At 36.7% G+C, this 26,946-nt stretch carries 29 protein-coding genes; 21 read left to right on the top strand and 8 right to left on the bottom strand.

The window, feature by feature from the left end; all coding sequences use genetic code 11:
* Nucleotides 1-115 precede the first annotated feature (115 nt).
* Nucleotides 116-1,810 carry a methyl-accepting chemotaxis protein gene (locus ACIQXI_RS07170; protein WP_402922978.1) on the top strand — a complete coding sequence of 565 codons (1,695 nt, stop codon included), beginning with the start codon at nucleotides 116-118 and terminating at the stop codon, nucleotides 1,808-1,810.
* A 167-nt stretch (nucleotides 1,811-1,977) separates the two neighbouring features.
* Here ACIQXI_RS07170 and ACIQXI_RS07165 read toward each other — a convergent pair whose 3' ends face one another.
* Entirely contained in the window at nucleotides 1,978-2,340 is a 363-nt protein-coding gene (locus ACIQXI_RS07165; RefSeq protein WP_402922976.1) for a VOC family protein, read from the bottom strand.
* 434 nt (nucleotides 2,341-2,774) lie between these two features.
* On the opposite strand from ACIQXI_RS07165, the gene ACIQXI_RS07160 reads away from it, so the two are divergent.
* From ACIQXI_RS07160 to ACIQXI_RS07145, 4 genes are all read left to right on the top strand, one after another.
* Nucleotides 2,775-3,635, top strand: coding sequence for a S8 family peptidase (locus ACIQXI_RS07160; RefSeq protein ID WP_402922974.1), 861 nt, complete (start codon nucleotides 2,775-2,777; stop codon nucleotides 3,633-3,635).
* A gap of 40 nt (nucleotides 3,636-3,675) precedes the next feature.
* Entirely contained in the window at nucleotides 3,676-5,238 is a 1,563-nt protein-coding gene (locus ACIQXI_RS07155) for a hypothetical protein (RefSeq protein WP_402922972.1), read from the top strand.
* A gap of 68 nt (nucleotides 5,239-5,306) precedes the next feature.
* On the top strand, nucleotides 5,307-5,759 hold the full coding sequence (locus tag ACIQXI_RS07150) for a DUF4304 domain-containing protein (RefSeq protein ID WP_402922970.1): 453 nt from the start codon (nucleotides 5,307-5,309) through the stop codon (nucleotides 5,757-5,759).
* Between the two features lie 100 nt (nucleotides 5,760-5,859).
* Nucleotides 5,860-6,303, top strand: a complete 444-nt coding sequence (locus ACIQXI_RS07145; protein ID WP_402922968.1) for a DUF4304 domain-containing protein — start codon at nucleotides 5,860-5,862, stop codon at nucleotides 6,301-6,303.
* A 299-nt stretch (nucleotides 6,304-6,602) separates the two neighbouring features.
* On the opposite strand, the gene ACIQXI_RS07140 is transcribed toward ACIQXI_RS07145, so the two are convergent.
* Genes ACIQXI_RS07140 through ACIQXI_RS07125 form a run of 4 tightly spaced genes read right to left on the bottom strand, consistent with a single transcriptional unit; the run spans nucleotide 6,603 to nucleotide 8,010 of the window.
* Nucleotides 6,603-7,145, bottom strand: coding sequence for a DUF7010 family protein (locus tag ACIQXI_RS07140; RefSeq protein WP_402922966.1), 543 nt, complete (start codon nucleotides 7,143-7,145; stop codon nucleotides 6,603-6,605).
* A 12-nt stretch (nucleotides 7,146-7,157) separates the two neighbouring features.
* Nucleotides 7,158-7,574 (bottom strand): hypothetical protein, encoded by a 417-nt coding sequence (locus tag ACIQXI_RS07135; protein WP_402922964.1) that lies wholly within the window; start codon nucleotides 7,572-7,574, stop codon nucleotides 7,158-7,160.
* Entirely contained in the window at nucleotides 7,571-7,741 is a 171-nt protein-coding gene (locus ACIQXI_RS07130; protein ID WP_402922962.1) for a LytTR family transcriptional regulator DNA-binding domain-containing protein, read from the bottom strand. The genes ACIQXI_RS07135 and ACIQXI_RS07130 overlap by 4 nt, the downstream gene beginning before the upstream one ends.
* A 14-nt stretch (nucleotides 7,742-7,755) precedes the next feature.
* Nucleotides 7,756-8,010: a hypothetical protein gene (locus tag ACIQXI_RS07125; protein ID WP_402922960.1), complete on the bottom strand. Its 255-nt coding sequence runs from the start codon at nucleotides 8,008-8,010 to the stop codon at nucleotides 7,756-7,758.
* Nucleotides 8,011-8,473: 463 nt separating this feature from the next.
* On the opposite strand from ACIQXI_RS07125, the gene ACIQXI_RS07120 reads away from it, so the two are divergent.
* The 3 genes from ACIQXI_RS07120 to ACIQXI_RS07110 all read left to right on the top strand — a co-directional run bounded on the left by ACIQXI_RS07120 (nucleotide 8,474) and on the right by ACIQXI_RS07110 (nucleotide 11,405).
* Nucleotides 8,474-8,656, top strand: a complete 183-nt coding sequence (locus ACIQXI_RS07120; protein ID WP_402922958.1) for a hypothetical protein — start codon at nucleotides 8,474-8,476, stop codon at nucleotides 8,654-8,656.
* A 149-nt stretch (nucleotides 8,657-8,805) separates the two neighbouring features.
* Nucleotides 8,806-10,155, top strand: coding sequence for a PepSY-associated TM helix domain-containing protein (locus tag ACIQXI_RS07115; RefSeq protein WP_402922956.1), 1,350 nt, complete (start codon nucleotides 8,806-8,808; stop codon nucleotides 10,153-10,155).
* A 164-nt stretch (nucleotides 10,156-10,319) separates the two neighbouring features.
* On the top strand, nucleotides 10,320-11,405 hold the full coding sequence (locus ACIQXI_RS07110) for a hypothetical protein (RefSeq protein ID WP_402922954.1): 1,086 nt from the start codon (nucleotides 10,320-10,322) through the stop codon (nucleotides 11,403-11,405).
* 53 nt (nucleotides 11,406-11,458) lie between these two features.
* Here the strand turns inward: ACIQXI_RS07110 and ACIQXI_RS07105 are convergent, their stop codons facing one another.
* Nucleotides 11,459-11,926, bottom strand: coding sequence for a GNAT family N-acetyltransferase (locus ACIQXI_RS07105; protein ID WP_402922952.1), 468 nt, complete (start codon nucleotides 11,924-11,926; stop codon nucleotides 11,459-11,461).
* Nucleotides 11,927-12,074: 148 nt separating this feature from the next.
* Here ACIQXI_RS07105 and ACIQXI_RS07100 point away from each other — a divergent pair, with 148 nt between their 5' ends.
* A complete protein-coding gene (locus tag ACIQXI_RS07100; RefSeq protein WP_402922950.1) occupies nucleotides 12,075-13,040 on the top strand; it encodes a quinone oxidoreductase family protein in 966 nt (321 codons plus the stop codon).
* 136 nt (nucleotides 13,041-13,176) lie between these two features.
* Entirely contained in the window at nucleotides 13,177-13,794 is a 618-nt protein-coding gene (locus tag ACIQXI_RS07095; RefSeq protein WP_402922948.1) for an NUDIX hydrolase, read from the top strand.
* Between the two features lie 100 nt (nucleotides 13,795-13,894).
* On the opposite strand, the gene ACIQXI_RS07090 is transcribed toward ACIQXI_RS07095, so the two are convergent.
* On the bottom strand, nucleotides 13,895-14,605 hold the full coding sequence (locus ACIQXI_RS07090) for a class I SAM-dependent methyltransferase (RefSeq protein ID WP_402922946.1): 711 nt from the start codon (nucleotides 14,603-14,605) through the stop codon (nucleotides 13,895-13,897).
* A gap of 232 nt (nucleotides 14,606-14,837) precedes the next feature.
* On the opposite strand from ACIQXI_RS07090, the gene ACIQXI_RS07085 reads away from it, so the two are divergent.
* Both ACIQXI_RS07085 and ACIQXI_RS07080 read left to right on the top strand, forming a co-directional pair.
* Nucleotides 14,838-15,083 carry a hypothetical protein gene (locus ACIQXI_RS07085; RefSeq protein ID WP_402922944.1) on the top strand — a complete coding sequence of 82 codons (246 nt, stop codon included), beginning with the start codon at nucleotides 14,838-14,840 and terminating at the stop codon, nucleotides 15,081-15,083.
* Between the two features lie 294 nt (nucleotides 15,084-15,377).
* The gene (locus ACIQXI_RS07080; protein ID WP_402922942.1) at nucleotides 15,378-15,971 is read left to right on the top strand and encodes a YdeI/OmpD-associated family protein; all 594 of its coding nucleotides are present in this window, start codon (nucleotides 15,378-15,380) and stop codon (nucleotides 15,969-15,971) included.
* 266 nt (nucleotides 15,972-16,237) lie between these two features.
* On the opposite strand, the gene ACIQXI_RS07075 is transcribed toward ACIQXI_RS07080, so the two are convergent.
* Nucleotides 16,238-17,281 (bottom strand): NAD(P)/FAD-dependent oxidoreductase, encoded by a 1,044-nt coding sequence (locus ACIQXI_RS07075; RefSeq protein ID WP_402922940.1) that lies wholly within the window; start codon nucleotides 17,279-17,281, stop codon nucleotides 16,238-16,240.
* 149 nt (nucleotides 17,282-17,430) lie between these two features.
* Here ACIQXI_RS07075 and ACIQXI_RS07070 point away from each other — a divergent pair, with 149 nt between their 5' ends.
* The 9 genes from ACIQXI_RS07070 (at nucleotide 17,431) to ACIQXI_RS07030 (ending at nucleotide 26,945) form a co-directional block, all read left to right on the top strand.
* Nucleotides 17,431-18,219: an ABC transporter ATP-binding protein gene (locus ACIQXI_RS07070; RefSeq protein ID WP_402922938.1), complete on the top strand. Its 789-nt coding sequence runs from the start codon at nucleotides 17,431-17,433 to the stop codon at nucleotides 18,217-18,219.
* 13 nt (nucleotides 18,220-18,232) lie between these two features.
* Nucleotides 18,233-19,159 carry an iron-hydroxamate ABC transporter substrate-binding protein gene (locus ACIQXI_RS07065; RefSeq protein WP_402922936.1) on the top strand — a complete coding sequence of 309 codons (927 nt, stop codon included), beginning with the start codon at nucleotides 18,233-18,235 and terminating at the stop codon, nucleotides 19,157-19,159.
* Between the two features lie 25 nt (nucleotides 19,160-19,184).
* Complete coding sequence (locus ACIQXI_RS07060; RefSeq protein ID WP_402922934.1) at nucleotides 19,185-20,186, top strand: FecCD family ABC transporter permease; 1,002 nt, start codon at nucleotides 19,185-19,187, stop codon at nucleotides 20,184-20,186.
* Nucleotides 20,179-21,186: a FecCD family ABC transporter permease gene (locus ACIQXI_RS07055; protein WP_402922932.1), complete on the top strand. Its 1,008-nt coding sequence runs from the start codon at nucleotides 20,179-20,181 to the stop codon at nucleotides 21,184-21,186. The genes ACIQXI_RS07060 and ACIQXI_RS07055 overlap by 8 nt, the downstream gene beginning before the upstream one ends.
* A 137-nt stretch (nucleotides 21,187-21,323) precedes the next feature.
* Complete coding sequence (locus ACIQXI_RS07050; protein WP_402922931.1) at nucleotides 21,324-21,743, top strand: MarR family winged helix-turn-helix transcriptional regulator; 420 nt, start codon at nucleotides 21,324-21,326, stop codon at nucleotides 21,741-21,743.
* A 12-nt stretch (nucleotides 21,744-21,755) separates the two neighbouring features.
* Entirely contained in the window at nucleotides 21,756-22,952 is a 1,197-nt protein-coding gene (locus tag ACIQXI_RS07045) for an MFS transporter (RefSeq protein WP_402922929.1), read from the top strand.
* A gap of 167 nt (nucleotides 22,953-23,119) precedes the next feature.
* The gene (gene efeO, locus ACIQXI_RS07040) at nucleotides 23,120-23,986 is read left to right on the top strand and encodes an iron uptake system protein EfeO (RefSeq protein ID WP_402922927.1); all 867 of its coding nucleotides are present in this window, start codon (nucleotides 23,120-23,122) and stop codon (nucleotides 23,984-23,986) included.
* Nucleotides 23,987-23,992: 6 nt separating this feature from the next.
* Nucleotides 23,993-25,252, top strand: coding sequence for an iron uptake transporter deferrochelatase/peroxidase subunit (efeB, locus tag ACIQXI_RS07035; protein WP_402922925.1), 1,260 nt, complete (start codon nucleotides 23,993-23,995; stop codon nucleotides 25,250-25,252).
* Nucleotides 25,227-26,945 carry an FTR1 family iron permease gene (locus ACIQXI_RS07030; protein WP_402922923.1) on the top strand — a complete coding sequence of 573 codons (1,719 nt, stop codon included), beginning with the start codon at nucleotides 25,227-25,229 and terminating at the stop codon, nucleotides 26,943-26,945. Before efeB ends, ACIQXI_RS07030 begins: the two co-directional genes overlap by 26 nt.
* Nucleotide 26,946 lies beyond the last annotated feature (1 nt).

Here is a 26,946-nt window from a genome sequence, read left to right as displayed (position 1 = left end):
GTAATGTAGGAAATATATGTTATATTTAGGTGGAAATAAATTGTAGTTTACTCACAAATGGTGGCGAAAATTGTAGTTTATTTTAATAGTAGTACGATCGAAAGGGGAAAATGGTATGTTGCAAAAACTAGGGTTCAAAACAATTCGCGCAAAAATTTTAAGTGCATTTTTTATTGTAGTATTTTTCATAGCTTGTTTTAATACCTATAGCTTTTTCGCCAATAAACGTGTCATTGCTGCAGGAGAAGAAATTGTCAATAAAGAATTGCAGATTTTAACTGCCAGTGAAAAATTAGCATCAACTATCAGTGTTCGTACAACTGCTGCTAAAAGCTATGTACTCACTGGAGACCCAAAATATAAACAGGAATTCGATGAATATATTAAAATAGCAGAAGCTAATAATACAATAGTAAATAATTTATCGACGGATCAAAGCTTAACAGAAATAGTGGAAAAAGCAAGAGAGTGGCGGAGCTTTGTACAATCGAAAGTATTTGAGGAATATGATAAAGGAAACATCGAATTGGCCATTCAAAATTTAACTTCCGTCGATCGTCTCGCTGTAGAAATTAGAGAAGGATACGAGGAACTAGCAAATGCAAGAGAAGCTTCTATTAATCAGCTTGGGCAGCAAATGATTGTGCAATCCAAGCAAACGATGAATATAGGGTTATTAATCGGCATTATAACAACAGTTGTTGGAATTGTAACCGCATACATTTCGGCGCGATTGATTGCCGATCCAATTAAAGCCGTTATCGAAAAAATAGCGCATATGGCTAATGGCGATATTAGTCAACCGGCTTTGCCAGAAAGAATGAAAGATGAAATCGGTTTGCTTGTGCAATCCACGAATACATTAAATAAAAAGCTGCATGAAATTATTGGTTCTATCCATGTTGTGTCAGGTAATGTGGCTGCCAGCAGTGAACAATTGGCTCAGTCTTCATTAGAAGTTAAAACAGGTGCGCAACAAATTGCACTTACCATGCTTGAACTAGCAGGTGGCTCTGAATCGCAAGCGCATAATGCAAGTGATTTAGCGCAAATAATGGACGCATTTAAACTAAATGTTCAGCAAGCGAATGGGCAAGGGAAAGATTTACAGGGGTATTCGAGTGAAGTATTGCAACTAACAGCAAGTGGCCAACATTTAATGAATACTTCCACACAGCAAATGTTTGCGATTGATAAAATGGTCCAAGAGGCGGTTGCCAATGTAGAAGGTTTAAATAAACAATCGCAAGAAATTTCTAAATTAGTGTCGGTAATTGATGATATTGCGAATCAAACAAACTTATTAGCATTGAATGCTGCCATTGAAGCGGCGCGAGCAGGGGAGCAAGGCAAAGGTTTTGCGGTCGTCGCCGATGAAGTGCGTAAACTTGCTGAACAAGTTTCATATTCTGTGACGGATATTTCGTCTATTGTGACACGAATTCAAAATGAAACGGTCGGAGTCACTGCATCCCTTCGGACAGGTTATGAGGAAGTAAAAAAAGGCACAGAACAAATTACGACTACCAATACAACTTTTGAACAAATAGCAACTGCGGTCAACAGTATGTTTAACAATATACAAGGCATAACAGAAAATTTACAAGGCATTTCAACAACTACTGAGCAAATCAATCATTCTATCGATGAAATTGCCGCTATTTCGCAACAGTCAGCCGCAGGTGTCGAGGAAACGACCGCGACTATTGACCAAACCGTCGCAACGATGGATGAAATCTCAAAAAATACAGATCATTTAGCATCGAGGGCAGAGAATTTAAATCGAGAGGTTCAGCTTTTTAAATTGTAAAGAGAAAAGGGCCATGAGAGAAGTGAAAAAGTGTTAGATTGACTGCGATCAATCTAACACTTTTTGCATTTTCTAAGTAGGAGTCGGCACCTTCGCTAGTATCAACTTTACTCTATAGCAAAAAAATAGAATGGCTCCTGATTATGTCCTAGCAACTTTTTTAAAGTTTACATTGGTTGAATCATTTCTACCCGATTACCGAATGGGTCTCTAAATTCAAAGCGTTCAAATTGTGGAATGGGCACAGAATCAAGTATTTCGATCTGATGCGCTGTTAATACTTCTCTCCAATAGGCAACATCCTCTACTTGATAGGCAATATGCGCTTTCGTCGTAAGTCGATCAAAACCGTCCTCTGTCCCAACATGTACTTCTTGCTGACCAACTTGTAACCAAAAACCACCACGCCCTTGAAGGGATTTTGGTTTCTCGATTTCTTTTAAGCCGAGTACCTGACAATAAAATGCCTTGCCTTGCTCCTCAGTACCTTTTGGAATTGTCAGTTGTACGTGATGTAATCCGATAATCATAGATATCCTCCTCTGTAAAACTTGTGATAACTATATATTTCTATTAATTCCCTAAAATACCTTTTTATTTGTAGGATTTTGTTTGAAGATGCCTAACTTTGCCTTGCCGTCCCGAGTAAGAAAATGCTCAGTAGATTTTTTTTAGTAATTTTATTTTAATAAGTAAACTAATTTAATAAAAAATTATTATAAAACTAGTATTACAGCATTAAAAAAATAAAAATATCTGGGAAGTTTATTGTGTGGTAATGAAAATTTTTACTATTTATTTATGATAATTTCGCCAAAAATGAATAAAAAAATATTATTTTATTTTTTCTAAAAATTTAGTATTATGATGGCAATCAAATATATCTTTATTTTTATTAGCTGAAAATTAGCGAGCAAGAGATAAATTAATTGTCAGAATGGAGGGTAAGACATGTGTTAAAAAAGTGTTGTTTTTAATCGTTATATTCGTTTGTATTATGCCTAATGCGTATTTTTCTTTATGGCATCATGAAGAAAAATACGCTGTTAATCCACTAGATGCCATTATTGACGAAAATGATGAGAAAAAACGCTTGATAAAAATTGCGATTATCGACAGTGGCATCAATGATCATGTTGAACTTGATGGCAAAGTAGTAAAAAGCTTTAATGTCATCAATGATTCTAGTAAAACATTTGATGGATACAATCATGGAACACCAATTGCCGGTATTATTGCTGGAAATACTTTAGGTGTTAACCCGAACGTAGCGCTATACGATGTTCAATTTTTAAGCGAGGATGGCAATGGAGATGTAGAACATTTGGTAAAGGGGATTGAGTGGGCAATTGACGAAGATGTCGATATTTTAAATTTAAGTTTTGGTTTTCAGAAATCAAATGCAATTTTAGAAGAAGTGATAACAAGAGCAAACAGGGAAAATATTCTGGTTATCGCTGCGGCAGGTAATACATTTGGATTTGGGGTTGATTATCCTGCAAAGCTTCCGAATGTTATTTCTATCGGATCAGTCGATGAAAATTTATCCAAGGCCTATTTTTCTGGTGAAGGAAAAATAGATTTTGTAACGGTAGGTAGTAACTTAAAATCAATTACGAATAAAGGAGATGTCGATTATTTTGATGGGACATCTTTTTCAGCAGCTTATTTTACAGGTGTCGTCTCATTATTGATTTCTGAATTATCCGACAAAGAAGAAGCTTATAAGTTCATTAACAATCAATTAAAAAATTTTGCTCATGATTTAGGTGACAAAGGGTTTGATAACAAATATGGAAACGGTCTAATCCTTTTAACTGAATAATCCCCTCTAATTCTATTATTTATAAAGGAGTTAAGGGAATATGAGAAAAATAATTAGTTTGTACATTGCACTAGCGTTAATTGTTTCTAATCTATCTGTGCTACCAAGTAGCGTTGCGGCTGCTAACAAATATAATGCCGATGTAGAATATCCAGAATCGATTGAGCAATTACTTAGTGAATTTTTTACATCTGAAGAATATATAGAATCGATTACACAAACTTCAGACATATCAGCAGAAATTTTGGCTAATAGTGGTGTTGTAGAGGAACTAGTCGCCGAATCGGGACTTGTGCATGAACTATTAGCACAAGCCGTAGTTGTTAATTCAATCGCAGAACAATCGAGTTTAGTTAGTGAAATATTAAAAAACAAAGAAGTTTCCAATACAATTACTGAAGACAGTGCTTTAGTAAACAAAATAATTCAAAGTGACGGCGTAGCCCGTTTACTTGCGGAAGATTCTAGTTTAGTCAATGAACTTTTTGAAAATGACAGTATCGTCCATGCGATTGCCCAAGACAACATTTTAGTAAGCGAAATGTTGAACAGTGAAGCTCTTGTACGTGCAATTGCTGAAAATTCTACACTAGTAAAGAAACTATTTGAAAATGAAAATATTATCAAAACTATTGTAGAAGACCCTCTGCTAATAAACGAAATATTAGCCTATGATCATGTCGTGCAATCTTATTTACATGATGAGAAAATAGTTGATTTAATTTCTTTGAATGACCCGACTTTACATATTTTACTCCATGATGGTGAATTGCTAGATAGCTTGTTAACGGAACCTGAAATTGTAGAAGAAATTAAGTCCGATTTACTCACAAGTTTCAATGATGAAATGACAGCTATTTTTGGGGACGATGCACAAAAAATAAAGACGTCTATTGCAAACCTAGACAGTCATGGCATTGCGTTTCAATTAGATATTTCGACAGATGAATATACATCAACTTTAATCATTGCTTCAACCTTAGATGGTAATAGCATGACCGTTAGCTCTGAAATGGCTTATGGTGATAAAGTTGAAAAAGCTGATTACGAAGTTGAAATAGTAGAAAATACGACAGAGCAATTTAAAGTTATTTTAGTTGACAGAACTACTGGAAAACAAATAACGATATCAGAAAATGATGCCCACGCATCTGTAGTAAGTGTAGTTGTCCGTCTAATTGGCGGTGCAATTAAATTTATTTCCAAAAGATCAGGTAAAGAAATAACAAAATCTGCGGCAAAACATGCAAAAAAATCTTTTAGTAGTGGTACAGCTGGGGAGAAATATTTAGAAACTTTGGTGAAATTTAAGGATAGACAAGTTCCTAAAAGAACTGATTTAGGTAGAAGAATTATAGATGTCCTTGATACTTCTGGTATAGCCCACGAGTCAAAAGTAGGGTATGTAACACTAACCTCATTTGTCAAAAATCAGATTGATAAAGACTATCTTTTAGTTAATGGTACGACTGGCGATGCAAAGCATATTAAAGGAGCGAAATGGCATTTCTTTAGAAGTGATCAAACAGGTAAGGTAGGTGCAAGTAAAGCTGTGTTAAAGTATTTGAAATCGAAAGGAATTCCTTATAAAATTTATGATTAATTTTATATGCTTATATTAAACCGTGAATTTAAAAATCGTTCAAAAAAACTAAAGTTGGAGGGATACAGATGAGATTATCCGATAGTCGTCTATTAATGATAAAAGCATTAAAAAAACTAGTAGTACCTTACTTAAGAGAACATGGTTTCAAAGGCTCGTTTCCACATTTTAGAAGACAAAATGAAGAGCATATGGATGTCATTACTTTTCAATTCAATCGTTATGGTGGCTCTTTTGTGGTAGAAGTAGCTATATGTGGGAAAGATGGTTTCACAACGAGTTGGGGACAGAAAATTCCAGCAAACAAAGTAACTACATATGATCTAAATTTAAATGATCGTTGTAGACTGAGGGAAAATACAAAGAAAACTGGTTATAATGACCCTTGGTTTTATTATGAGGAAGCAAAGACAGACGAAGATTTTGAACAAGTAGCATCAAAAGTACAAATTCGTATACAAGGTGTTTCTGATTACAATTGGATAAAAAAACTAGTTTCATTAAACGAGGATTGGGAATAATCGCAAATGAAAAATCAACTATATCATTTATCGGTGCTTTCATAAATGAGTTCGGTGAGGCACCGGACTCATTTCTAATTTGGTTGGAGGGGTAGAGATTATGAGCTTATCCAATAGTCGTCTACTAATGATTAAGGCGTTAAAAAAACGAGTAGTGCCTTATTTAAGAGAACATGGTTTTAAAGGCACTTTTCCGCATTTCAGAAGGCAAAATGAAGAAAATACAGACTTAGTTACTTTTCAATTTAATCGTTATGGTGGCTTTTTGGTAGAATTATCTAATTGTGGAAAATATGGTGTAACAATGAGTTGGGGAGAAGAGGTTCCTCCAAACAAAGTAACGGCACATGATACAAATCTTAATGACCGTTTTAGATTAAAAGAAGAGATCGATCCTAGAGAGTGTTGGTTTTATTATGAGGAAGCAAAGACAGATGGAGATTTTGAAGAAGTTGCAAATGAAGTATTGAAGCGCATTCAACAAGTTTCGGATCGCAATTGGGTAAATCAACAATTAATTAATAAGGATTTAGAAAAATCCTAAAGAAAATTCATCTAAAAGGAAAACTTCAAATACTTCAAATTATCCTTTACTTTATTTGGTGCTTTCAAAAATGAGTTCGGTGGAGCACCGAACTCATTTTTTATTTGACTCTATGTCACGGTGTTGAATTCAAACGAAGTACCAAAAATTGCATTACAAGTACTGAAGTGCATAAAGGATGTAGCTGATCGCAATTGGATAAAAAAACTAGTTGCCATGAATGAATGAATGACGGTGGCTTTCATAATATTTCTGAAGAAAGGGATATAAAATAACAAGCTAGTCTAATGATTGCTAGACTAGCTTGTTATTTCCTTTTTCAGCATAAAAAATAAGAAGAGTACACCGATTTCTACGATGAGCGGGATAAAAACGATATTTACATGCAAGAACAGTAAGCCGATGAAAATAGCGAGACAAATAAAAATGGAACTATAGCGATAATTTTTTGATTGATAAAAGAAAGAATATGGTAATAAATGAGCACCATAAATAATTGCGTAAGCAGGTAAAACCCACATAGGAGCTTTTATTAATAATAGAATACAAATAATTAAATATAAGATTTGATTGTTTGTGGCAATTAATAGTCCATTTATCAAAGGATTTTCTTTATAAAATAAATCGACTTTTAAGATTTTGGCACAACCTATTGAAACAGGAAATAGCAATGCACCACAAGATAAAACGCCGATATTTTTAATCATTAAATCTAAAGGTAGCATTGTGATGGTTGTAATCACGCCCCATATAAAAATGGATGCCATAATAAAAGGAAGCCCCTTTTTTTGTTTGTGCGCAATATCATTTAATAGTACTTGTAAACTAGTGTCAAGGTTCATTTTTCCGTCTCCTTACTGTTCTAGCGAGCTATTTAAACTAGCCGCTATTTTTTTATTTTCATATTTTGAGAAAAAATAAAATCCGATAATATGACCGATTAACGTGATGACTAAAATGACCAACAAATAAGGTTTGATAAATTCAAATACTTTCAGTGATAAAAGATAGATACTGCTTACGCTGCAGCAAAAGTTCAATAAAGTACTAATCGTTATTTTAGAAGTTACTTTTAATGTAGAGTAGTTCCACAAGTATGGATAAGCGATACCAAACACAATCCCCATTAGTACGCTAATACCAATTAAATTCCAAATGTATAAGAAGTTGACCATTTCATGGTGGAGATTAAAAATAGTCATTAAAAAGACAATCAAAATTAACCCCCAAAATGTAGTCGATAAAAAGCTATTTTTTAAGTCTTTTATCATTTTAATTTCTCCTTAATGGATTTTGCATAATGTCTACTGACAATATACTTATGTTGTTGTTTCGTGATTACTTCCAACCTTGCATGACTTCCCGAAGCAAATGACTGGATTTGCTTCAAATTCAAAATGATCGAATTGTTGATTCTAACTAAATGAAATGATTCCAAGTACGCTAATTCCTTTAAGATTTATTCAGCAAAAGCTCTGTCCCGTCTAGTAAATAGACTTTCGTAAAATGACCTGATGCTTCTATCGCTTCGATCTGATTAAGCGCAATCATCACTTGGCGATTTGTTTTGAAATCAGTTGCGTTAAATGTAATAGGTTGTGCAACTTGCTGTTCCAATGTTGAAAGCCATTCTTTATTTAATGGGTTACTAATAATATCAATTTCTGAAGTTGAGTGATTATTTTTCCAAATATAGTTGAATTTCATTTGTTCTCCTTCCTGATTTTATCGTAGCAACATTTGTCAGAACGTACGATAATTTTTCGTTTTGTTGCAAAAAAAATAGCCTTTGTTGCAACCTGCTTCAATAAAAGTTAGATATTTCTTTAAAATGTATTTATTGTAAAAATATGTTACATTAAATAGTAGTAATCTATAGTTGTAGTGTCAATGTACATAAACGACAAATGGAATAATCATAAAAATGAAATAATAAAATAGAGGTATCAATCGGCATTTCGATTTGGATCGGTGCAAAGTCGACGCGGTCCCGCACCCGAAAAGGGAGCTCGTTTCACGATAATGGGATGGTAAACATCAGCAGGAGACCTTCCTTTACTAAAAACGGGTGGCTACTATGATCAATAGTAAGCTTTCGTCATTTGTCATAGTAGGCATCTTTCTAAAGAGAAAGATGTTTTTTTTATGCTAAACATAAAGGAGTGACCATTTGAATCCTCAAGTCATCGCGTACTATGAACATCTTTTTAAATATGAAATTATGCAAATGCCATTTGATGGGGCTAGAAAAACATTAAAGGAACTTGTCGAGCATTTTTTCGAGCAAGATAAAGCGCATCATGCAGACATATATACGGCTTATTGCAATGTCAGAAAAGAATTAATTGGTTAATATAATAAAAAGCTACTTCAACCATCTGATTTATGGATGTAGACGTAGCTTTTTTATTTTTATTAAAATTTTGCTAGGACTTCATTCTTATTTCACTTTTGTTTTATATAATAAATTAGCTTTTATATTAACAGATTGGGGAACAAGAAATGAAAAATGCTACCTATTCAAGTTTTTGGCGAATGCATTTTTATGCTGCATTATTTATTACGCCACTGCTCATTACACTGACATTAAGTGGTATAGGGTATTTGTTTTATACAAATGTTGAAAATCATTTATATGAAGATTATTTCTTTGGCGATAGTGGTAAAACCGAAAAATTAACAATTGATGAAGGTGTTCAACAAGCAGAAGCGGCGTTTGCAGGCTATTCGACGACGAAAATTATTGAATTAGAAGAACCTTACAATACACGATTAACGATGACGAATGCTGAAGGTGTTCAACGATATTTGTTTTTAGATGACAATAATCAAATCGTTGGTCATCAAGATCCAATCTACACATTTGCTAACGCGCTAAGAAGTTTGCATAGCTCCTTATTCCTAGGGGGGACGGTTGTGAACTATTTAGTAGAATTAGCAGCATGTTGGGCAATCTTTTTATTGCTATCCGGTCTTTATATGACATTTAAAGGAAAAGTATTGAAAAAAGCAAAGCAAGCGAATAAGCGACAAAAAAATAGAAGATGGCATGCCCTGATTGGTACAATCATTACCATTCCGATGATTGTCATTATTTTTACTGGCTTACCTTGGTCTGCATTTATGGGAAATATCATATTAAATGCATCTCAAGAACATCCATCATTTGGTACGCCGCTTTTACAACAACAACCGCCAACATCTGATGTAAGCGAAATTCCGTGGGCGACGCGTAAAGAAGAAGCGCCTTCTTCATCTAAACATGCGCATCACGGTATGGGCGTATCAACGATAAGTCGGAACCCAAATCAAGTCAATGTGGCAAGCCTTGAACAACAAATTGAGGCAAATGGTATTACAAAACCATATTCTATTATTTATCCGTCAAGTGATGATGGTGTATTTACGGTGGCAAAATCAAGTAACACAGGTGTAACAGGGTTAGATGTTAGTCCTTATGACGAAGCGACGATGTACTTTGATCAATATAGCGGTGAATTTATTTCTAAAGTAAGCTATGACGACTATGGTATTTTAGCGAAATGGTTTACATGGGGAATTCCACTGCATGAAGGTCATTTATTTGGCTGGCCTAACAAATTATTAAACTTACTAGTTTGTGTCGCATTTCTAGGCGTCATTTTTTGGGGATTCCGAACGTGGTTGTTGCGCAAGAAAAAAGGATTACTGTCCGCGCCACCTCAACTATCACCAAAAATTTCGATTCCTTTTATTGTCATTATGATACTACTAGGTGTTATCATGCCGTTATTTGGTCTGTCATTGATTGTAGTTGTATTAATTGAAATCGTGCTAAAAATAATGAAAAGAAATAAACATGAATTGAACTAAATAGCTTTTGAAGATAGTATGCTTGGAATTATTCTTGCATACTATTTTTTATTTCTAGATAAAGGCCATACTAGGGGACAAAGATAGGCAAGTATAACAATGATACGGCATGGGCAAGAATGGTTATGGAGGAACGACTAATACTTGAAGGGGGAGTTATCCAAATGATAAACAAATGGCGTATTATCACACCTATTTTGTTAATAGCTTTGTTAACACTATCGGGATGTAATTTTTTTAATAAACAGACGGAAACACAGCAAGGGCAAACGCAGCAAAATATGAAAAATGATAGTGAACAAGCAGTTCAAATTACCGAAATAAAACCTTTAAACATTATGACATTACAAGTAACGTTTAGTGAACCATTATCAGAAGAAGGCGTGAAAGTAGAAAATTTAGATACAATCAAAAGAAATTTTTCGTTTAATCATGATTTAGCGATCGTCAATGTACCGCGCTTAAAAATAGGGGCTAAAAGTACGTATATCGTACCGGTTACAATGCAGAAGGCTGGTACTACTTATACACTAAGATACAAAGATGGAGAAACGAAGGCTTTTGATGGCAGTGATGAAAAAATAAATATTAGTCAAGCAAAGCAGGTTGCCAATGATACATTTGAACTGGAGTCATTGAAGGAGCAAGGAGTAACTGATTATGCAAATATTATTGAAGCATATAAAGAGGCAAGGGGAGACTTGTCGTTCCAAGTTAATGATAACAATGAGGACGACAAAGGCAAGCATTATCAAGTTATCTCTTCGTTACGAGACCGTGTTGTGACATTGACGGCTGAGAATGGTGACAAGCTACAGGCAGATTACGTGCTTTTTACACAAGCGGCAGATGGCAGACAGGCACCAAAATTCCGTTTACCAGAAGGAAAAGCAATGAAGGCAGGAACGAAATATACGGTGACGGCTGACTGGGCAACAATTAAAAATCCAACATTTACGGCTACGGATATGGCGCCTTTAACGATTAAGTCGGTAGAACCGATTGATGCAACATCATTCCAAGTAACGCTCGATAAAGATCCAGGAATGGAGCTATTTGCAGGCCGTTCTGTGGCATTACAAGCTGAAGATGGTTCAACATTACAAGCGCAATATCGCTATTCTTCACGTAATGGTGCGGTCGGTATTTTTGATGTAATTGATGAGACATTGAAGTCCGGTGGCACATATAAAGTCCAACCAATCAACAATTGGGCAACTGCCAATAATGTCTCCTTGACAGCAAAGTAGAACATAAAGATGTCAGTAGTGATGGATTCGCTACTGACTTTTTGTTTTCGCATTTATTTTTCCACTTTTTTCACATAGTCAAATAAAAGTAATGTTTCAGAAATTCGATGTTCTCCCACCTTTTGATAGCCGAGCTTTTCATAAAAATGATGGTTTCGTGTATTTAGATGAGGCGTATCCAAATGCCATTCCAGTGCACAAGAAAACTGATTTTCAACCCAGTGCATAATGTGACTGCCGAATCCTTTATTTTGCTGGGCTTTTGCCAAGTAGATTCTATTTAAACGGTATACATGATTGTTTAACTCTCGAATATCAATACCACCTATGATTTCATCCTGAAGCCAAATTGTAAAATGGGTATAGTTTTGAATTTTCGTCCTAAGCCTTGAAATCGTTTCGTTTGCTGGATTTGTTTCGTGGTCGTGATAGCGTGTTAAATCTTCAAGAAATGCTTCTTTCTGAATCGCTAATAGAACGGTTGCTTCGTCTTCTGTTGTTCTCTGTATGGTTATTTCCATTTTTATTCCCCCCATTAATGCTATATTCGATGATTAACTTAGAAACCCTTTTTATTCCATATCAAATGCTATGCTAAGACAAATTAGTTGTCTTGCCCTTTTTCGTTAGCGTAAGATAGTGCTACATCACTTAGCAAGGGGTTAAATTATGAAAGCATTAGTCTTTGAAACATTCGGTGGTCCTGAAGTTTTACAATACAAAGAAATAGCAGATCCGATTATGACGGACGATGAGATATTAGTACGCATGAAAGCAGTAGGGTTAAATTTTGCGGATATTTATCGACGCAAGGGGAATTACCATTTAGTAGGTCAGCCTCCTTTTATTTTGGGCTATGAGGGCGCTGGGGTAGTTGAAAAAGTAGGTGCAAACATCCACAATATACAAGTAGGTGACCGCATTGCCTTTGCAGATGTTCCATTTGCCAATGCAGAATTGGTCGTAGTGCCACGCGATAAAGTGATTGTATTACCAGCTGAAATCTCTTTTGAGACGGCCGCTACCATTTTATTACAAGGCTTAACGGCTCAATATTTAGTAACAGATAGCTATGCCATTCAACCTGGGGATACAGTGTTGATTCATGCAGCAGCAGGTGGAGTTGGTCAAAACTTAATCCAAATGGCGAAGTTAAAGGGCGCTAACGTTATAGGGATTACTTCTACAAAAGAAAAAGCACAGGCAGCTTCTCATATCGGCGCAGATCAAGTTTTTTTATATGAAGAGCAATGGGTGCAAAAAGTGAAGGAAATCACAGATGGTCTAGGTGTGGACGTTGTGTATGAATCGGTGGGCGCTACACTACAAGATAGTTTTGAGGCAACAAAGATTGGCGGTACAGTGGTATTTTTCGGTATGTCGGGCGGAGATCCAGAGCCGATTAATCCGCGCATGTTAATGGATACTTCCAAAACATTAACTGGAGGAGACCTTTGGAATGTGTTAACGTCATTTGAGGAAAGAAAAATCCGTTCACAACAATTATTTGATTGGCTGACAGAAGGTATGATTACAATACAACAACCGACCATCTTTGCTTTAGAAGATGGAGCAAAAGCACATGCATTACTGGAAAGTCGTAAAAGTATCGGGAAAATTGTTTTACAACCATAAGCTATGCAGATGGGGGAATAAAGCCTCCTCTGCATTTTTTTATTGAAACTCAATAATTCAAAGTAGAATCTTTATCCAATGATCTTTTAATGTTACGATAAAAAAGAATATAAACTATTGAGGTGAACAAAATCTCATGTTTCTAGATAAATTGAAGCATCAGTTACAACAAAGCCAATCTTTATTTATAGGGGAGCAAACAGCTTTTCGTTCTGCGGTGTTAATACCACTTGTCGAAGTAGATGGAAAGTGGCACATACTTTTTGAAGTAAGATCAATGACGATGAGAAAACAACCGGGTGATATTAGTTTTCCAGGTGGGCGAATCGACGCCAGTGATGCCTCGCCATTAGCTGCGGCATTACGAGAAACGCATGAAGAATTAGGCATCGACCCGAATACAGTCCAAGTTGTTGGACAATTAAGTCCATATGTAGCGTCGTCTGCATTTGTTACGTACCCATTTGTGGCTGTCATTGATTATAAGCAAATTATTGCTGGCTACAACAAACAAGAAGTGGAAGAAGTATTTACAGTACCACTAGACTGGTTATTACAGTATGAGCCTTATATGCATTTAGTTTCGATTGAACCAGTGCCTTCTTTAGATTTTCCTTTTGATAAAATTGTTAACGGTGCACAGTATCAATGGAGAACTCGTTCAATGGAAGAATGGTTTTATGATTATGAGCAATATACTATTTGGGGTTTGACTGCTAGAATATTAAAACATTTTATAGAAAAAATAAGATAATCGCTCCTATTTATTCCTCAAAAACGCTTAGCCACTTAAACAGAAGCGTATGATTTCTGCTATGAATGTTTGACGCAGTGAACAATCATACGCTACTAAACTATTTTGTACAATCGTAAATTCGATAGTCCAATATCCCATCATATTTGTTATTCATGGCAATATGTTGATCCATGACTTGATATAGCGCTGGTTCGATATGTTGTGAGACGTTAAATTCAGGTGCTGAAGAAATGGACTTATTTTTGCGTATTCGAATCGTTTGGAATCCTGCATTTTTAAATAGAGCAACCCAATCTTTTTTCATGAATAAAGAATCAAAACCGTAAAATTGTTTAATGTCCTCCGTACTCTTTGTATCCAGCAGTTGTTTAATTGTAAACTCAATGGCAATAAGTTTACCCCCGTCTTGTAAAACCCGATAAATTTCATCAAGTGCTTGAGGTTTATTCTTGACAAAGGACAGCACAGATTCAGAAATAATCAAATCGAATTGCTTATTTGCTAATGGCATATGTTCAAGGGAGGCTTGTATGATTTGCATGGGGAGGCGATGTTTGGCCATTCTGTTTTTAGCTTTCGCAACCATGATGGCATTATTATCAATAGCCGTCACATGGGCTTGATATTTGGAAGCTAAATAGGCTGCTGTTTGGCCTGTACCACAGCCCACATCTAAAATTTTTAGTTTATTATCAATGTGCTCATGCTTTAATAGTTCTTTTGTTAAAGCTAAACCACCCGGATGTGCTCCACTAACACCGAATTCGGCCAAAAAATCGAGATATTTGGAATTTGGAATAACGAACACCTTCTTTTTATTGTTGTTAGTATAGTATGGAAATATTAAAGTATGGTTCCTGAATTTGGAATGAGTTGGATTATACGAAAAAACTGATGACAAAGAATTCATTATTAATTTTCAATATATTTTTAGGTATCGTTTATATTATTTATTTTGCTGTAATGTCTTCAAATGTCTAAACAATAAAAAAAACAAGACGTATACTATAGTAAACGATTTATGTATAGGAGGTGAATTGATGCCATATTATTCGCCGAATCCTAGAAGAAGGCCAGTACCAAGAAGGTATAGACAAAGTTTTGATCCGATGATGCAAAATATGCGTCCACAACCTAGCTCGTACAATAATCAACAGCCCCGAATTTCTCGCTTTGGAAATTTAGCAGATAATCTAAGTGCCATGAAGGGGCACGCTGACACTATCACAAGTGGAGTGAATATGTTGAGACAAATGGGATCTTTATTTAGTCTATTTAGAACCTAGTTGAAGATTAATAGTACTTATACAATAAGGCTACTTTTGGGCGATGGTTTCAATTAACGATAGAGAGTACTTAAAAAGTAAATAGTTGATAATGGCTTATTAATAGAGGATAAAATATATTTACCCTCTATTTTTTTGAGCGAAAATAGTATAAGGATTTTTTACATAGGGAAATTAAATTGGAATAAGAATGAGCAATGATAGTGATGATGAACTGTAGCTAGACAACAGCCCAATGAATGTCTTATTATTAATCAATTGGAATAGGAAATGATTAATAAGGGGTGTTTGGTTTTGACAATAAAGAAAACAAATCCTAAGGTAGATGACTTTATTCGTAAAGCAAAAACGTGGCAAGAAGAATATGTTGCGTTAAGAAATATCGTTTTGGACTGTGGACTGACAGAAGATTATAAGTGGATGCACCCTTGCTATACAGTGGACAATAAGAATGTCGTATTAATTCATGGATTTAAAAAATACTGTGCCCTGTTGTTCCATAAGGGTGCGTTGTTAAAGGATTCAAAAGGAATTCTTATTCAACAAACGGAAAATGTGCAAGCGGCACGCCAAATTCGCTTTACAAATGTCCAAGAAATTATGGCAATGGAAAGCGACTTAAAAGCCTATATTCAACAAGCAATTGAAATTGAAAAAGCAGGGCTGGTCGTGGCGTTAAAAACGCATGAAGATTACGAAATGCCCGAAGAACTGCAAGCGAAATTCGATGAACTTCCTGCCTTGAAAATAGCATTTGAAGCCTTAACACCTGGTCGCCAAAGAGCCTATATTTTTTATTTTTCTCAGGCGAAGCAAGCTAAAACGCGCGTCTCTAGAATTGAAAAATATACGCAACATATTCTCGATGGTAAAGGTTTAAATGATTAATATCGTGTAACTTTTCCACATTTAGATAAAGGCATGGATATAACTGTTAGCAAGAGTGGCCAATCGCCGATAGAAGTCCATGAATCGCCGATAAACCATAGGAAATCGCTGATAGAAGCTCGTGAATCGCCGATAAACCTAAAGAATTCGCCGATAGAAGTCCATAAATCGCCGATAGGTTAGAACAAATCCCTGTCAAAGCGGGACACCATCGTTCGCATAAAAAAGTGTTAGATTGCTGGAGTCAATCTAACACTTTTTCTATTTTATCTTAACAAGCTGTTTTCAATAATGGAGCGGTTTTTTTCTTTAAAGACTTCGTTATGGGAAGAAACAACGGCGTTCCGATGAGCGCTTGGTTCTAAATACGTTTTGATTGAGTTCACGGCATTGGCAGCATCTTGGAACGTGCCAAGTAAAAGATGGATTTTACCTTCAAACGATAATATATCGCCTGCTGCGAAAATGCCTGGTTGTGCAGTTTCACCAGTTGCTTTACCCTCAAAATAATAGTCATCCTTTTTACGAATGGATATGGCCTCATCAAATGTCAATGATGCTTCCCGATTGTAGCCATGACTAACAATTACTTCATCAATTTGCCGTGTATAGCTTTGTTGTGATTGCGAATTTTGACAAGTCACAAATTCAATAGCTGTTTTATCAATATTTGCTGAAAGTTTTGTAATTGTTGTGTTGCATTCGATTTGAACACCAGCATCGATGGCCTCTTTCACCGTTGCTTCATGAGCTGAAAGGTTATCTTTCCGGTATACAACCGTAACATTTTTAGCAATTGGGCTAAGCTCTACTGCCCAATCAATTGCAGCATTGCCACCACCTGATATAATGATTTCCTTATCAACAAACCGCTTATAGGACTGAACTGTATAGTGCAAATTTGACATTTCGTATTTTTCAGCACCTTCTAGCGTCAGTTTTTGAGGGTTAATAATGCCGCCACCGATAGCTAAAAGAATTGTTTTTGAATAATGTTTCTCACCATGTGCAGTATGTAAAACAAATAGTTCACCTAGTCGTTCGATAAAGTCGACCTTTGTGCCAGTTAACATGGTTGGATCGAATGTTTTCGCTTGGGCAATCAGTTGTTTAACAAATTGCTCACCTAAAATAGGGGGATGACCACCAATATCCCAAATTAGTTTTTCAGGATAAAGTAAGACCTTCCCACCTAATTGCTCCTGACTTTCTAATAATTTTGTTTTTAATCCTCGTAATCCACTATAAAACGCACTATATAAGCCCGCGGGCCCACCACCTATAATCGTCACATCGTATATATCTTGCACTTGTATCGCCACATCCTTAAAAAAATATTAAAAAAGTATTTGACAAATACTTATAGGAAAACTAGACTATCTGTAGTGATAATGATTATCAATATCGCTTTATTGCTATCATATCATGTGTATTCTTAAAAAGAAAGTGAGGGTATGTTTTGCGTTTACAAATTGAATCGATTCGTGTTGGCTATGACAATAAAACCATTGTGCATGATTTATCATTACAAATTCCAGATGGAAAAATTACAACCATTATTGGTTCCAATGGCTGTGGCAAGTCTACGCTATTAAAGGCTATTACAAGAATTTTGAAGCATGACAGTGGACAGGTTATTTTAGACGGTCAAAATATTGCCAAAATGCATACGAAAGAATTGGCGAAGGAGCTCGCTATTTTGCCGCAAAGTCCAGAAAGTGCACATGGTTTAACAGTAGAAGAACTTGTGTCTTACGGTCGATTCCCATATCAAAAGGGGTTCGGTAATTTATCGCAAAAAGATAAAGAAGTAATTGATTGGTCCCTCATGGTTACGAAAACAGATGCGTTTCGTCAGCATACCGTGGATGCCTTGTCTGGTGGACAGCGGCAACGTGTCTGGATTGCCATGGCATTAGCACAAGAAACCGATATTATTTTTTTAGATGAGCCTACGACGTATTTAGATATGGCCCATCAATTAGAGGTTTTAGAATTATTAAGTAAGCTCAATGAAGAGGAAGGTCGCACGATAGTTATGGTGCTTCATGATTTAAATCAAGCAGCCCGTTTTTCCGATTATATTGTGGCGCTGTCACAAGGTGAGCTTGTGAAATTCGGTACAGCTGAAGAAGTCATTGTACCTGAAGTATTACAAAAAGTGTTTCATATTGATGCAGTCATTGGAAAAGATCCACGAACGAACAAACCGATGTGCATTACATACAACTTATTACAAACAACTTAAAGGGGATATCCAAATGAAAAAGTGGCTTTTACCAATGTTTATGCTTGTCGTACTTGTTCTTGCAGCATGCGGCAATAAAGAAGATAGTGCAAAGAAAGAAGATGAGGGCACCAATGCATCTTCATCAGCAGAAACGATTACCTATCAATCTGAAACAGGTCCAATTGAAGTACCTGCTAATCCTCAACGCGTAGTCGTGTTATCGTCATTTGTTGGGGATTTAATGCAACTTGGTGTCAATGTTGTTGGTGTAGATTCATGGGCAGCAGATAATCCAAACTTTAAAGAGGCTATTAAAGATGCAGTGGTAGTTGAAAATACGGATATTGAAAAAATCATTGAGCTTGATCCAGATTTAATTATTGGTTTAAATGGTATTGAAAATGCCGATAAATTAGCGGAAATTGCACCGACAGTGTTATTTACTTATGGTAAAGTCGATTATTTACAACAATTTATTGAGATTGGTAAAGTTGTAAACAAAGAAGATGAAGCAACGAAATGGGTAGCCGATTTTAAACAACGCGCTGCTGAAGCAGGAAAAGAAATTAAAGCAAAAATTGGTGACGATGCAACAGTAACGGTTGCTGAAATGTTTAACAAACAGATGTATGTTTATGGCGATAATTGGGGTCGTGGAACTGAAATTTTATATCAAGAAATGGGTTTAAACATGCCTGAAAAAGTGAAAGAGGATGCATTGAAACCAGGTTATTTCGCTATTTCTAGTGAAGTTTTAAATGAATACGCAGGCGACTATGTAATCTTTAGTACTTTTAATGGCCAAGAGTCTTCTATTACAGATGCAGGCTGGTATAAAGATTTAGAGGCTGTGAAAAAAGGTCATTTATTCGAAATCAATGGTAATGCGTTTTACTTTAATGACCCTATCACATTAGAATATCAATTAAAATTCTTTAAAGAGAAGTTTTTACAATAATTTCGGTAGAGAGTAGCGAAGGCAAATGACAAAGTTTCGGCATTTCCCGTTTTGGCTTCAAGTGTTACTATCACTGCTCGTTTTAGCAGTCATAGTAGCACTCTCGCTTTGTATTGGCGCTGCGAATACAAGTTTACAAGATGTCTATCAAGCAATAATAGGCCAAGAAGGCGGTAAGCATTATGCAATTTTGCGCGAAATACGATTTCCTCGTATTATTGCAGCAATTTTTGTTGGCAGTGCACTGGCAGTAGCAGGGGCCATTATGCAAGGGGTTACAAGGAACCCTTTAGCAGACCCTGGGCTTCTTGGTTTAACAGCAGGTGCCAATGCCGCTCTAGCAATAATGTCGGCATTCCTCCCGAAATCTTCGTTTTATATGTTGATTTTTGCATGTTTTATCGGAGCGGGTATAGGGATGATTATTGTTTATAGTATCGGTGCATCCACAAAAGGTGGTTTTTCGCCATTAAAGCTTGTGTTAGCTGGTGCAGCTGTATCGGCTCTTTTACAAGCAGTGGCTGATGGTACGGGCATATTATTTAAAATTGCAAAAGATGTATCGATGTGGACAAGCGGTGGTTTAGTAGGTACAACATGGCAAGCATTAATGATTGTGCCTGTGATTGTTTTCGGTTTAGTCATTGCGTTTATATTCAGTCGTCAGCTGACAATTTTAAGTTTAAATGAAGAGGTAGCTGTCGGTTTAGGTCAGAACACAACGGTGATTAAAGTGATAATGATGTTCGTTGTTGTTATACTTGCGGGCTCTGCGGTTGCGCTCGTAGGTAATTTAGCATTTGTTGGCCTAATGGTACCGCATATTGTCCGTGCCTTAGTTGGGACAGATTATCGTTTTGTTTTACCGATGAGTGCACTGATCGGTGGCTTATTAATGGTCGCTGCCGATTTACTTGCTCGCATCGTCAATGCACCTTATGAAACGCCTGTAGTGGCCATTATTTCAATTATCGGCCTGCCGTTCTTCCTCTTACTTGTACGGAAGGGAGGTCGCCAATTTGCTTAAAGTTGCACAAAAAAAACAACGAACTTGGCTTACCGTATGGATCGTGCTTACATTGCTTATTTTTATTATGGGCATTTCGCTAGGCGCAGCTTCTGTGTCCATTGATCGTATACTACCTATCTTGTTTGGGGATGGTAGCTTTAAAGAGTCCTTTGTTTTGTTTTCTGTCCGTTTGCCAAGACTATTTGTGCTCGCAGCGGCGGGTATGGCTTTAGCATTAGCAGGGGCAGTCTTACAAGGGGTTACACGAAATGATTTAGCGGATCCTGGCATTATCGGCATCAATGCAGGTGCTGGTGTGGGGATTACGGTCTTTTATTTATGTGTAAACGGTGATTTACCACACTTTACCTATATATTACCAGTTGTAGGGTTTTTGAGTGCGGTATTAACGGCACTTTGTATTTACTTTTTTTCTTATAAGCGCAATCAAGGCGTGCAACCTGTGCAACTTATTTTAATTGGGGTAGGTGTAGCAGCGGCATTATCGGGCGTCATGATGTTGCTTATTTCCTCAGCGGAACGCTCAGATGTGCAGTTTATTGCACAATGGCTTGCTGGGAGTGTATGGGGAACAGATTGGCCTTTCCTATGGGCATTAGTGCCGTGGCTAGTAATTTGCATACCCTTTATTTTGTATAAAGCTAATGTCTTAAATGTACTAGCTATGACTGAGCAAACAGCCATTGGATTAGGTATGAATATCGCAAAAGAACGTTTGCAATTATTACTGGTGGCGGTTGCCCTTGCTGCTGCCGCTGTGTCTGTAACGGGTGGTATTGCCTTTATTGGCTTAATGGCACCGCATATTGCAAAGCAGCTTGTAGGTCCACGTTACCAATTCTTTTTACCAATCACATTATGTATCGGTGCAAGTTTATTAATGTTGGCGGATACCATTGGACGTGTGGTCATTTCTAGTGCCACTGTGCCCGCAGGTATTGTTGTAGCATGTATCGGTGCACCCTATTTTTTATATTTATTACGGAAAAACGACTGAATGGCTTGCGCTGTTCAGTTGTTTTTTTTGTTGAAACAAAATAGGCAAACCAAACTGTAACTAGCAAGCAGCTATCTAGACAAATGGTGTTATTTGATATATAGTTAGCTAGGGTAACTAATTTAGGGGTGATTAATTTGACGATTGAACAGCAATTTTTTAATGAATTTCGTTTAATGTACCGACCGTTTACGAATCAACTTAACAAGCAATTGGAACCATATCAACTATATAGTTCTCAGTGGGCTGTGTTACGTTTTTTAACTGATAAAGGGCCGCATTCACTCGTTGAAATTGCAAACTTTATGTCAATTGAAAAGCCTAGTGTCACCAGGCTTGTGCAAAAGCTAGTAGATCTTGGTTATGTCGAGACGGTAACTGGGAAAGATAAACGAGCAAAAGTTGTCCGATTAACGCCAAATGGCGAAAAAATTGTGGAAGAAATTCAAGAGCATATAAAACCATTATTAGAAAAAGCGTTAGCTGGTGTTTCAAAGCAAGATATTGAAATTGCTTCTCGGGTTTTAGCAAACATAAGTAAAAACATTCAGCAGTAGGAGAGGAAACAAGTGGAAGTATCTAGACAGAAATTATGGACCAAAGACTTTTTAATCGTATCACTAATCAATTTTACAATTACGTTAATTTTTTATTTATTAATGGTAACAATAGCTGGATATGCAGTAGAAAATTTTAACGCTTCAACAAGTACAGCAGGGCTCGTATCAAGTATTTTTATTATCGGTACGTTATTTGGCCGTCTTGGTACAGGGCGTATTATCGGTGATTGGGGCAGTAAAAAAACATTATTTTGTGGTTTATTACTATTTATGTTAGCGACGATGTCGTATTTTATTGCCTTAAATTTACCACTTTTAATACTTAATCGTTTAATCCAAGGTATTGGGCTTGGTATAGCAAGTACGGCAACGGGTACTATTATTGCTCAAATTTTACCACCAGCGCGTCGCGGTGAAGGGATTGGCTATTACAGCTTAAGTGCTATTTTAGCAACGGCAGTTGGGCCCTTTATCGGCATATTATTAACACAATTATTTGAAGACTATCGCATGATTTTTGCGGTCGATTCAGTATTAGCTATTATTTGCTTTATGATGTATTTTATTGTGAAAGTTCCAGATGCACCGAAAAATGCGAATAAAGGTGCTGACAAGGCTGGCTTAAAGCTAAGCAACTTTATCGAAATGCGTGCTTTACCGATTGCTTTTGTAGCACTGGTTATTGGCTTTGCATATTCAGGTGTCATGTCATTTATGACGTTCTATGCAAAAGAGCTTAATTTAGTAACGGCAGGTAGTTATTTCTTTATCGTCTATGCACTTGTTATTTTAGCTAGTCGTCCATTTACGGGGAAATTGCTTGATGCAAGAGGTGCTAATATTATTATTTATCCTTGTCTTGTATTATTTGCCATTGGCATGTATGCATTTAGTGCTGCCACAAGTACTGTTGTATTTTTAATAGCTGGGGCTTTAATTGGTATAGGTTACGGCAATTTCAACTCAGTCGCACAAGCAATAGCTATTAAAGTTACACCAAACGAACGATTAGGGCTAGCAACGTCAACGTATTTCATTTTATATGATTTAGGGCTAGGCATAGGACCTTATTTGTTAGGCTTTTTTGTACCGACGATGGGATATAGTGCTATCTTTTTAGCGATGGTTGCCGTTATTTTCCTATCAATCATACTTTATTATTTCTTATATGGAAAAAATGAAAAGATGAAACAAATCAATATTTAGTAGATTAGAATCATTATATTGTAGAAAAAACGTTTTTTTTGCTTGTTGTTTAGAAAATTCAACTGCAAAATGACGTTTTTTTCTTATTTTAAAAATACTTCTTGCAATCGAATGTGATAATGATTATCATTCACGTTAGAAACTAATTCGGGAAGTAGGTATTTAGCATGAAAAACAAATCATTATTGTCAGTATTAGTAGCAGGTGGCATTCTTATGGCAGGCTGCGGCAATGCAGATGAAGTGAAAAAAGAGGACAAACCAGCAACAGAGCAAACAGCTCAAACGCCAGCTGTAGATTTAACTAGTGAACTAGCAGCCTATCAACAATTTGCATTAGAACAAATGGATCAATTCTTGCTAAGTACAGAAAAATTTGTGAACCTGTTTAAAGCAGGTGATATAGAAGGTGCAAAGGCAGCCTATGCACCAGCACGTATGTATTTTGAGCGTTCTGAACCAATTGCCGAAAGCTTCGGTGACCTTGATCCACGAATTGACGGTCGTTTAGCCGATATCGAAGAAGAAGGGAAAGGCAAAGAGGAGTGGACTGGCTACCATAAGCTTGAACATGCACTCTGGGTAGAAAATACAACTGCTGGCTATGAGGCGGTGGCAGACCAGCTACTAGCAGACGCAAAAGAATTACATGCACTCGTGCAAACAGTTGAAGTAACGCCTGATTTAATGATTACAGGAGCGGTGGACTTATTAAATGAAGTTTCCACATCAAAAATAACGGGTGAAGAAGAAATCTACTCCCATACAGATCTTTACGATTTCAAAGCGAATATTGAAGGGGCAGAAAAAATCTTTGAAATACTTCGTACAAAATTAGAAGCGAAAGATCAAGAATTAGTTGCTACATTGGATGAAAAATTCAAAGCAGTAGATGATTTATTAGCACAGCATGCAACAGCTGATGGGGGCTATATATCTTACGAAGAATTAACAGAAGACAATACGAAGGCACTTGCAACTGCGGTGAACCAGTTAGGTGAACCATTAAGTCAAATGGGCATTATTTTGGAGTGATAATGAATGACAGCGTCAAATGAAGATAAATGGATTGATAAAAAAATATCGCGTCGTGAGATGCTAAAGCTAACAGGCATGGGTGTAGCTGGTATTGCTATTGGTGCTTCTGGCTTTGGAGGCGTTATGAAAGCGATGGGCTATGATGTGTTCGAGCCTGTCGCAGATAGCACAACTGCAAAGAACAAAGTGAATTTTTATGGCAAACATCAGTCTGGTATTTGTACACCTGTTCAAAAAAATATTTATTTTGCTTCTTTAACGGTTTTAGTGACATCGAAAGCAGAGCTACAAGCGCTATTTCAAGAATGGACTCCTCTTATGGTCCGCTTAATGAATGGTGAATTAATGGTAGATTTAACTACTAATACAAGAGTACCGACTGGCGATACAGGAGAAGCAGAAGGATTAAATGCTTCCAATTTATCGATTACTGTAGGTGTCGGTCCTTCTTTATTTGATAAGCTTGGTATGGCCCATTTAAAACCTGCTGAATTAGCCGAACTACCACATTTTCCAAAAGATCAGTTGCAAAAGGAATATACAGGTGGTGATCTTTGTATTCAAGCATGTGCTGATGATCCGCAAGTGGCGTTCCATGCTGTTCGTAATTTAGTGCGTGCGGCTTCTGGAAAAGTAGAAATTAAATGGTCACAAGCTGGCTTTAATTCATTCCCAGCACAAGGGGGAACACCGCGCAATTTATTTGCATTTAAAGATGGTACAGTCAATCCTACCATTACGGATGAACAAGATTTAAATAAAGTTGTATGGATAGATAAAGGCTGGCTAAAAGGTGGTTCCTACTTAGTTGCTCGCAAAGTGCAAATGCATCTTGAAACTTGGGATCGTACGTCTTTAAAAGACCAAGAAGCGACGTTTGGTCGTTATCGTGATAGTGGTGCCCCACTTGGTAAAACGAAGGAATTTGATGATTTTGATGTAGAAGCGAAAGATAGCAAAGGTGAGTATGTGATGCCTGATACATCACATGTCCATTTAGCACGTAAATCAGGTGCGCGGATTTTACGACGTTCCTACTCTTACGCATCTGGAGTGATGTCCAATACAGGGGCTCACGATGCAGGGCTTATTTTTATCTCTTTCCAAAAAGATCCAGCACAATTTATTACTGTTCAAAACAGTTTAGGTCGAATGGATAAGTTGAATGAATATATTACCCATCGAGGCAGTGCAGTGTTTGCTTGCTTCCCTGGCGTACAAAAGGGGAGTTATTTAGGTGAAGCACTTTTTAACGCGCTGTAGCATCATTGTCTGCTTGTTCGTGACCCTTGCTTTACCCGTGCAAGCAGCCGAATCATATAGTCACTTATATATTTCCATTAGTGATGCGCTGATGAATACAAAGCAAGACAAGGAAGCAGATGCAGAACGTGCCTTACAACAATTTGCTACTGACTGGTCCACTGTTTCATCAGAGCAAACCGAAGCCAAAAAAGAGGTCGATCAAATACTCGACCAAGCTGTAAATGCTTCGTCAAAAGAAGAGCGACTTACGGCATTGTCCGCCTTATCGAATGCTTTACGTGCATTGGAAAAGCTTGAAAACCCAGTAGATCAAAAGCAGCAACGTGCTGACTTTGGTTCAAAAATGAAGCCAATTATGGCAACGTTTGAACAAGCATTAGCGAGTGGAGATATTTCGACAATAGACGCTGCGTACAAAGATTTTAATATAAAATGGAATAAAAATGAAAGACCCGTTCGTGAACAAAGTATTGCAATGTATGGACAAATTGAAACACAAATGGCCTTTTTACGTATAACCATTTCTTCAGAAGAGCCCGATGTAGCTTTGATGCAATCCCAATATGCAGAATTAAAGAAAACAATTGATAATTTTGTTGCAGGTAAAGATACAGCACAAGTTGTAGAGGGAGAATATTCTTTAGCTTCTTTAATTGCTTATATTGATGAGGCCAATGAGTTAATTGAAAAAGGTGATTACAAAGCGGCATCCGATAAAGTCCGCGAATTCATTACGATTTGGCCGAGCGTAGAAATCGAAATTTCAACACGCAATGGTAGTCTATATACGAAAATTGAAAGTGATATGCCGATTTTAGTTAGTGACTTATTAAAATCTCAGGTCGATAGCAAAGCCATTAAAAGTAAGCTTGAGCACTTCCGAACTGAAATTGCATTAATTCAAGGCAATTCAGATTATACGATTTGGGACTCAGCATTAATTTTATTACGTGAAGGCTTAGAGGCATTACTTATTATTTTGGCATTAGTGTCCTTTTTAAATAAATCAGGCCAAAAATCGTTACGCAAATGGATTTATGTAGGGGCATTTGCAGGGATAGCTTTATCAGCGGTAGCTGCTGTTTTTATGTCTACAATTTTTAATTCAGCAACAGTGGATGCAAACCGTGAAATGATGGAAGGATATGTAGGGCTTGTTGCTGCGGCGATGATGATTGGCGTCGGCATTTGGCTTCATAGCAAATCGAGTGTCGCAAGTTGGAACCGTTATATTTCAAAACAAATGAGTAACGCCATTTCCAGTGGTTCGGTTTTTGCGATGGCGTCTGTCAGCTTCTTATCAGTGTTCCGTGAAGGGGCAGAAACACTTGTGTTCTATGCAGGAATTGCACCAAAAATGGCGACATCCCAATTTATCCTCGGTATTCTCCTAGCGCTTGTTATTTTAGCAGTAATAGCCATTGTATTGTTTAAAGCGAGTGGCAAAATTGCTATTCATAAGCTTTTTGCTGTGGCAACGGTGTTAATTTATGTATTGGCATTTAAAATTATTGGTGTCAGCTTGCATACATTACAGCTTCGAGATAGCGTGCCAACGACAATTGTTGATGGTTTGCCAGTTATTAGCTTTATCGGCTTCTATCCAACTATTGAAACCATTATTGGGCAAGCCATTTTACTTGTGCTAGTGATAGCGACGATTTTTTATAAAAAGAAACAAGCGAAATAAC

Source organism: Lysinibacillus sp. NPDC097195, assembly GCF_044762075.1.
Classification (GTDB): domain Bacteria; phylum Bacillota; class Bacilli; order Bacillales_A; family Planococcaceae; genus Lysinibacillus.
Note: the sequence above shows the minus strand (reverse complement) of the source record. Positions and strands in the feature narration are given on the sequence as shown.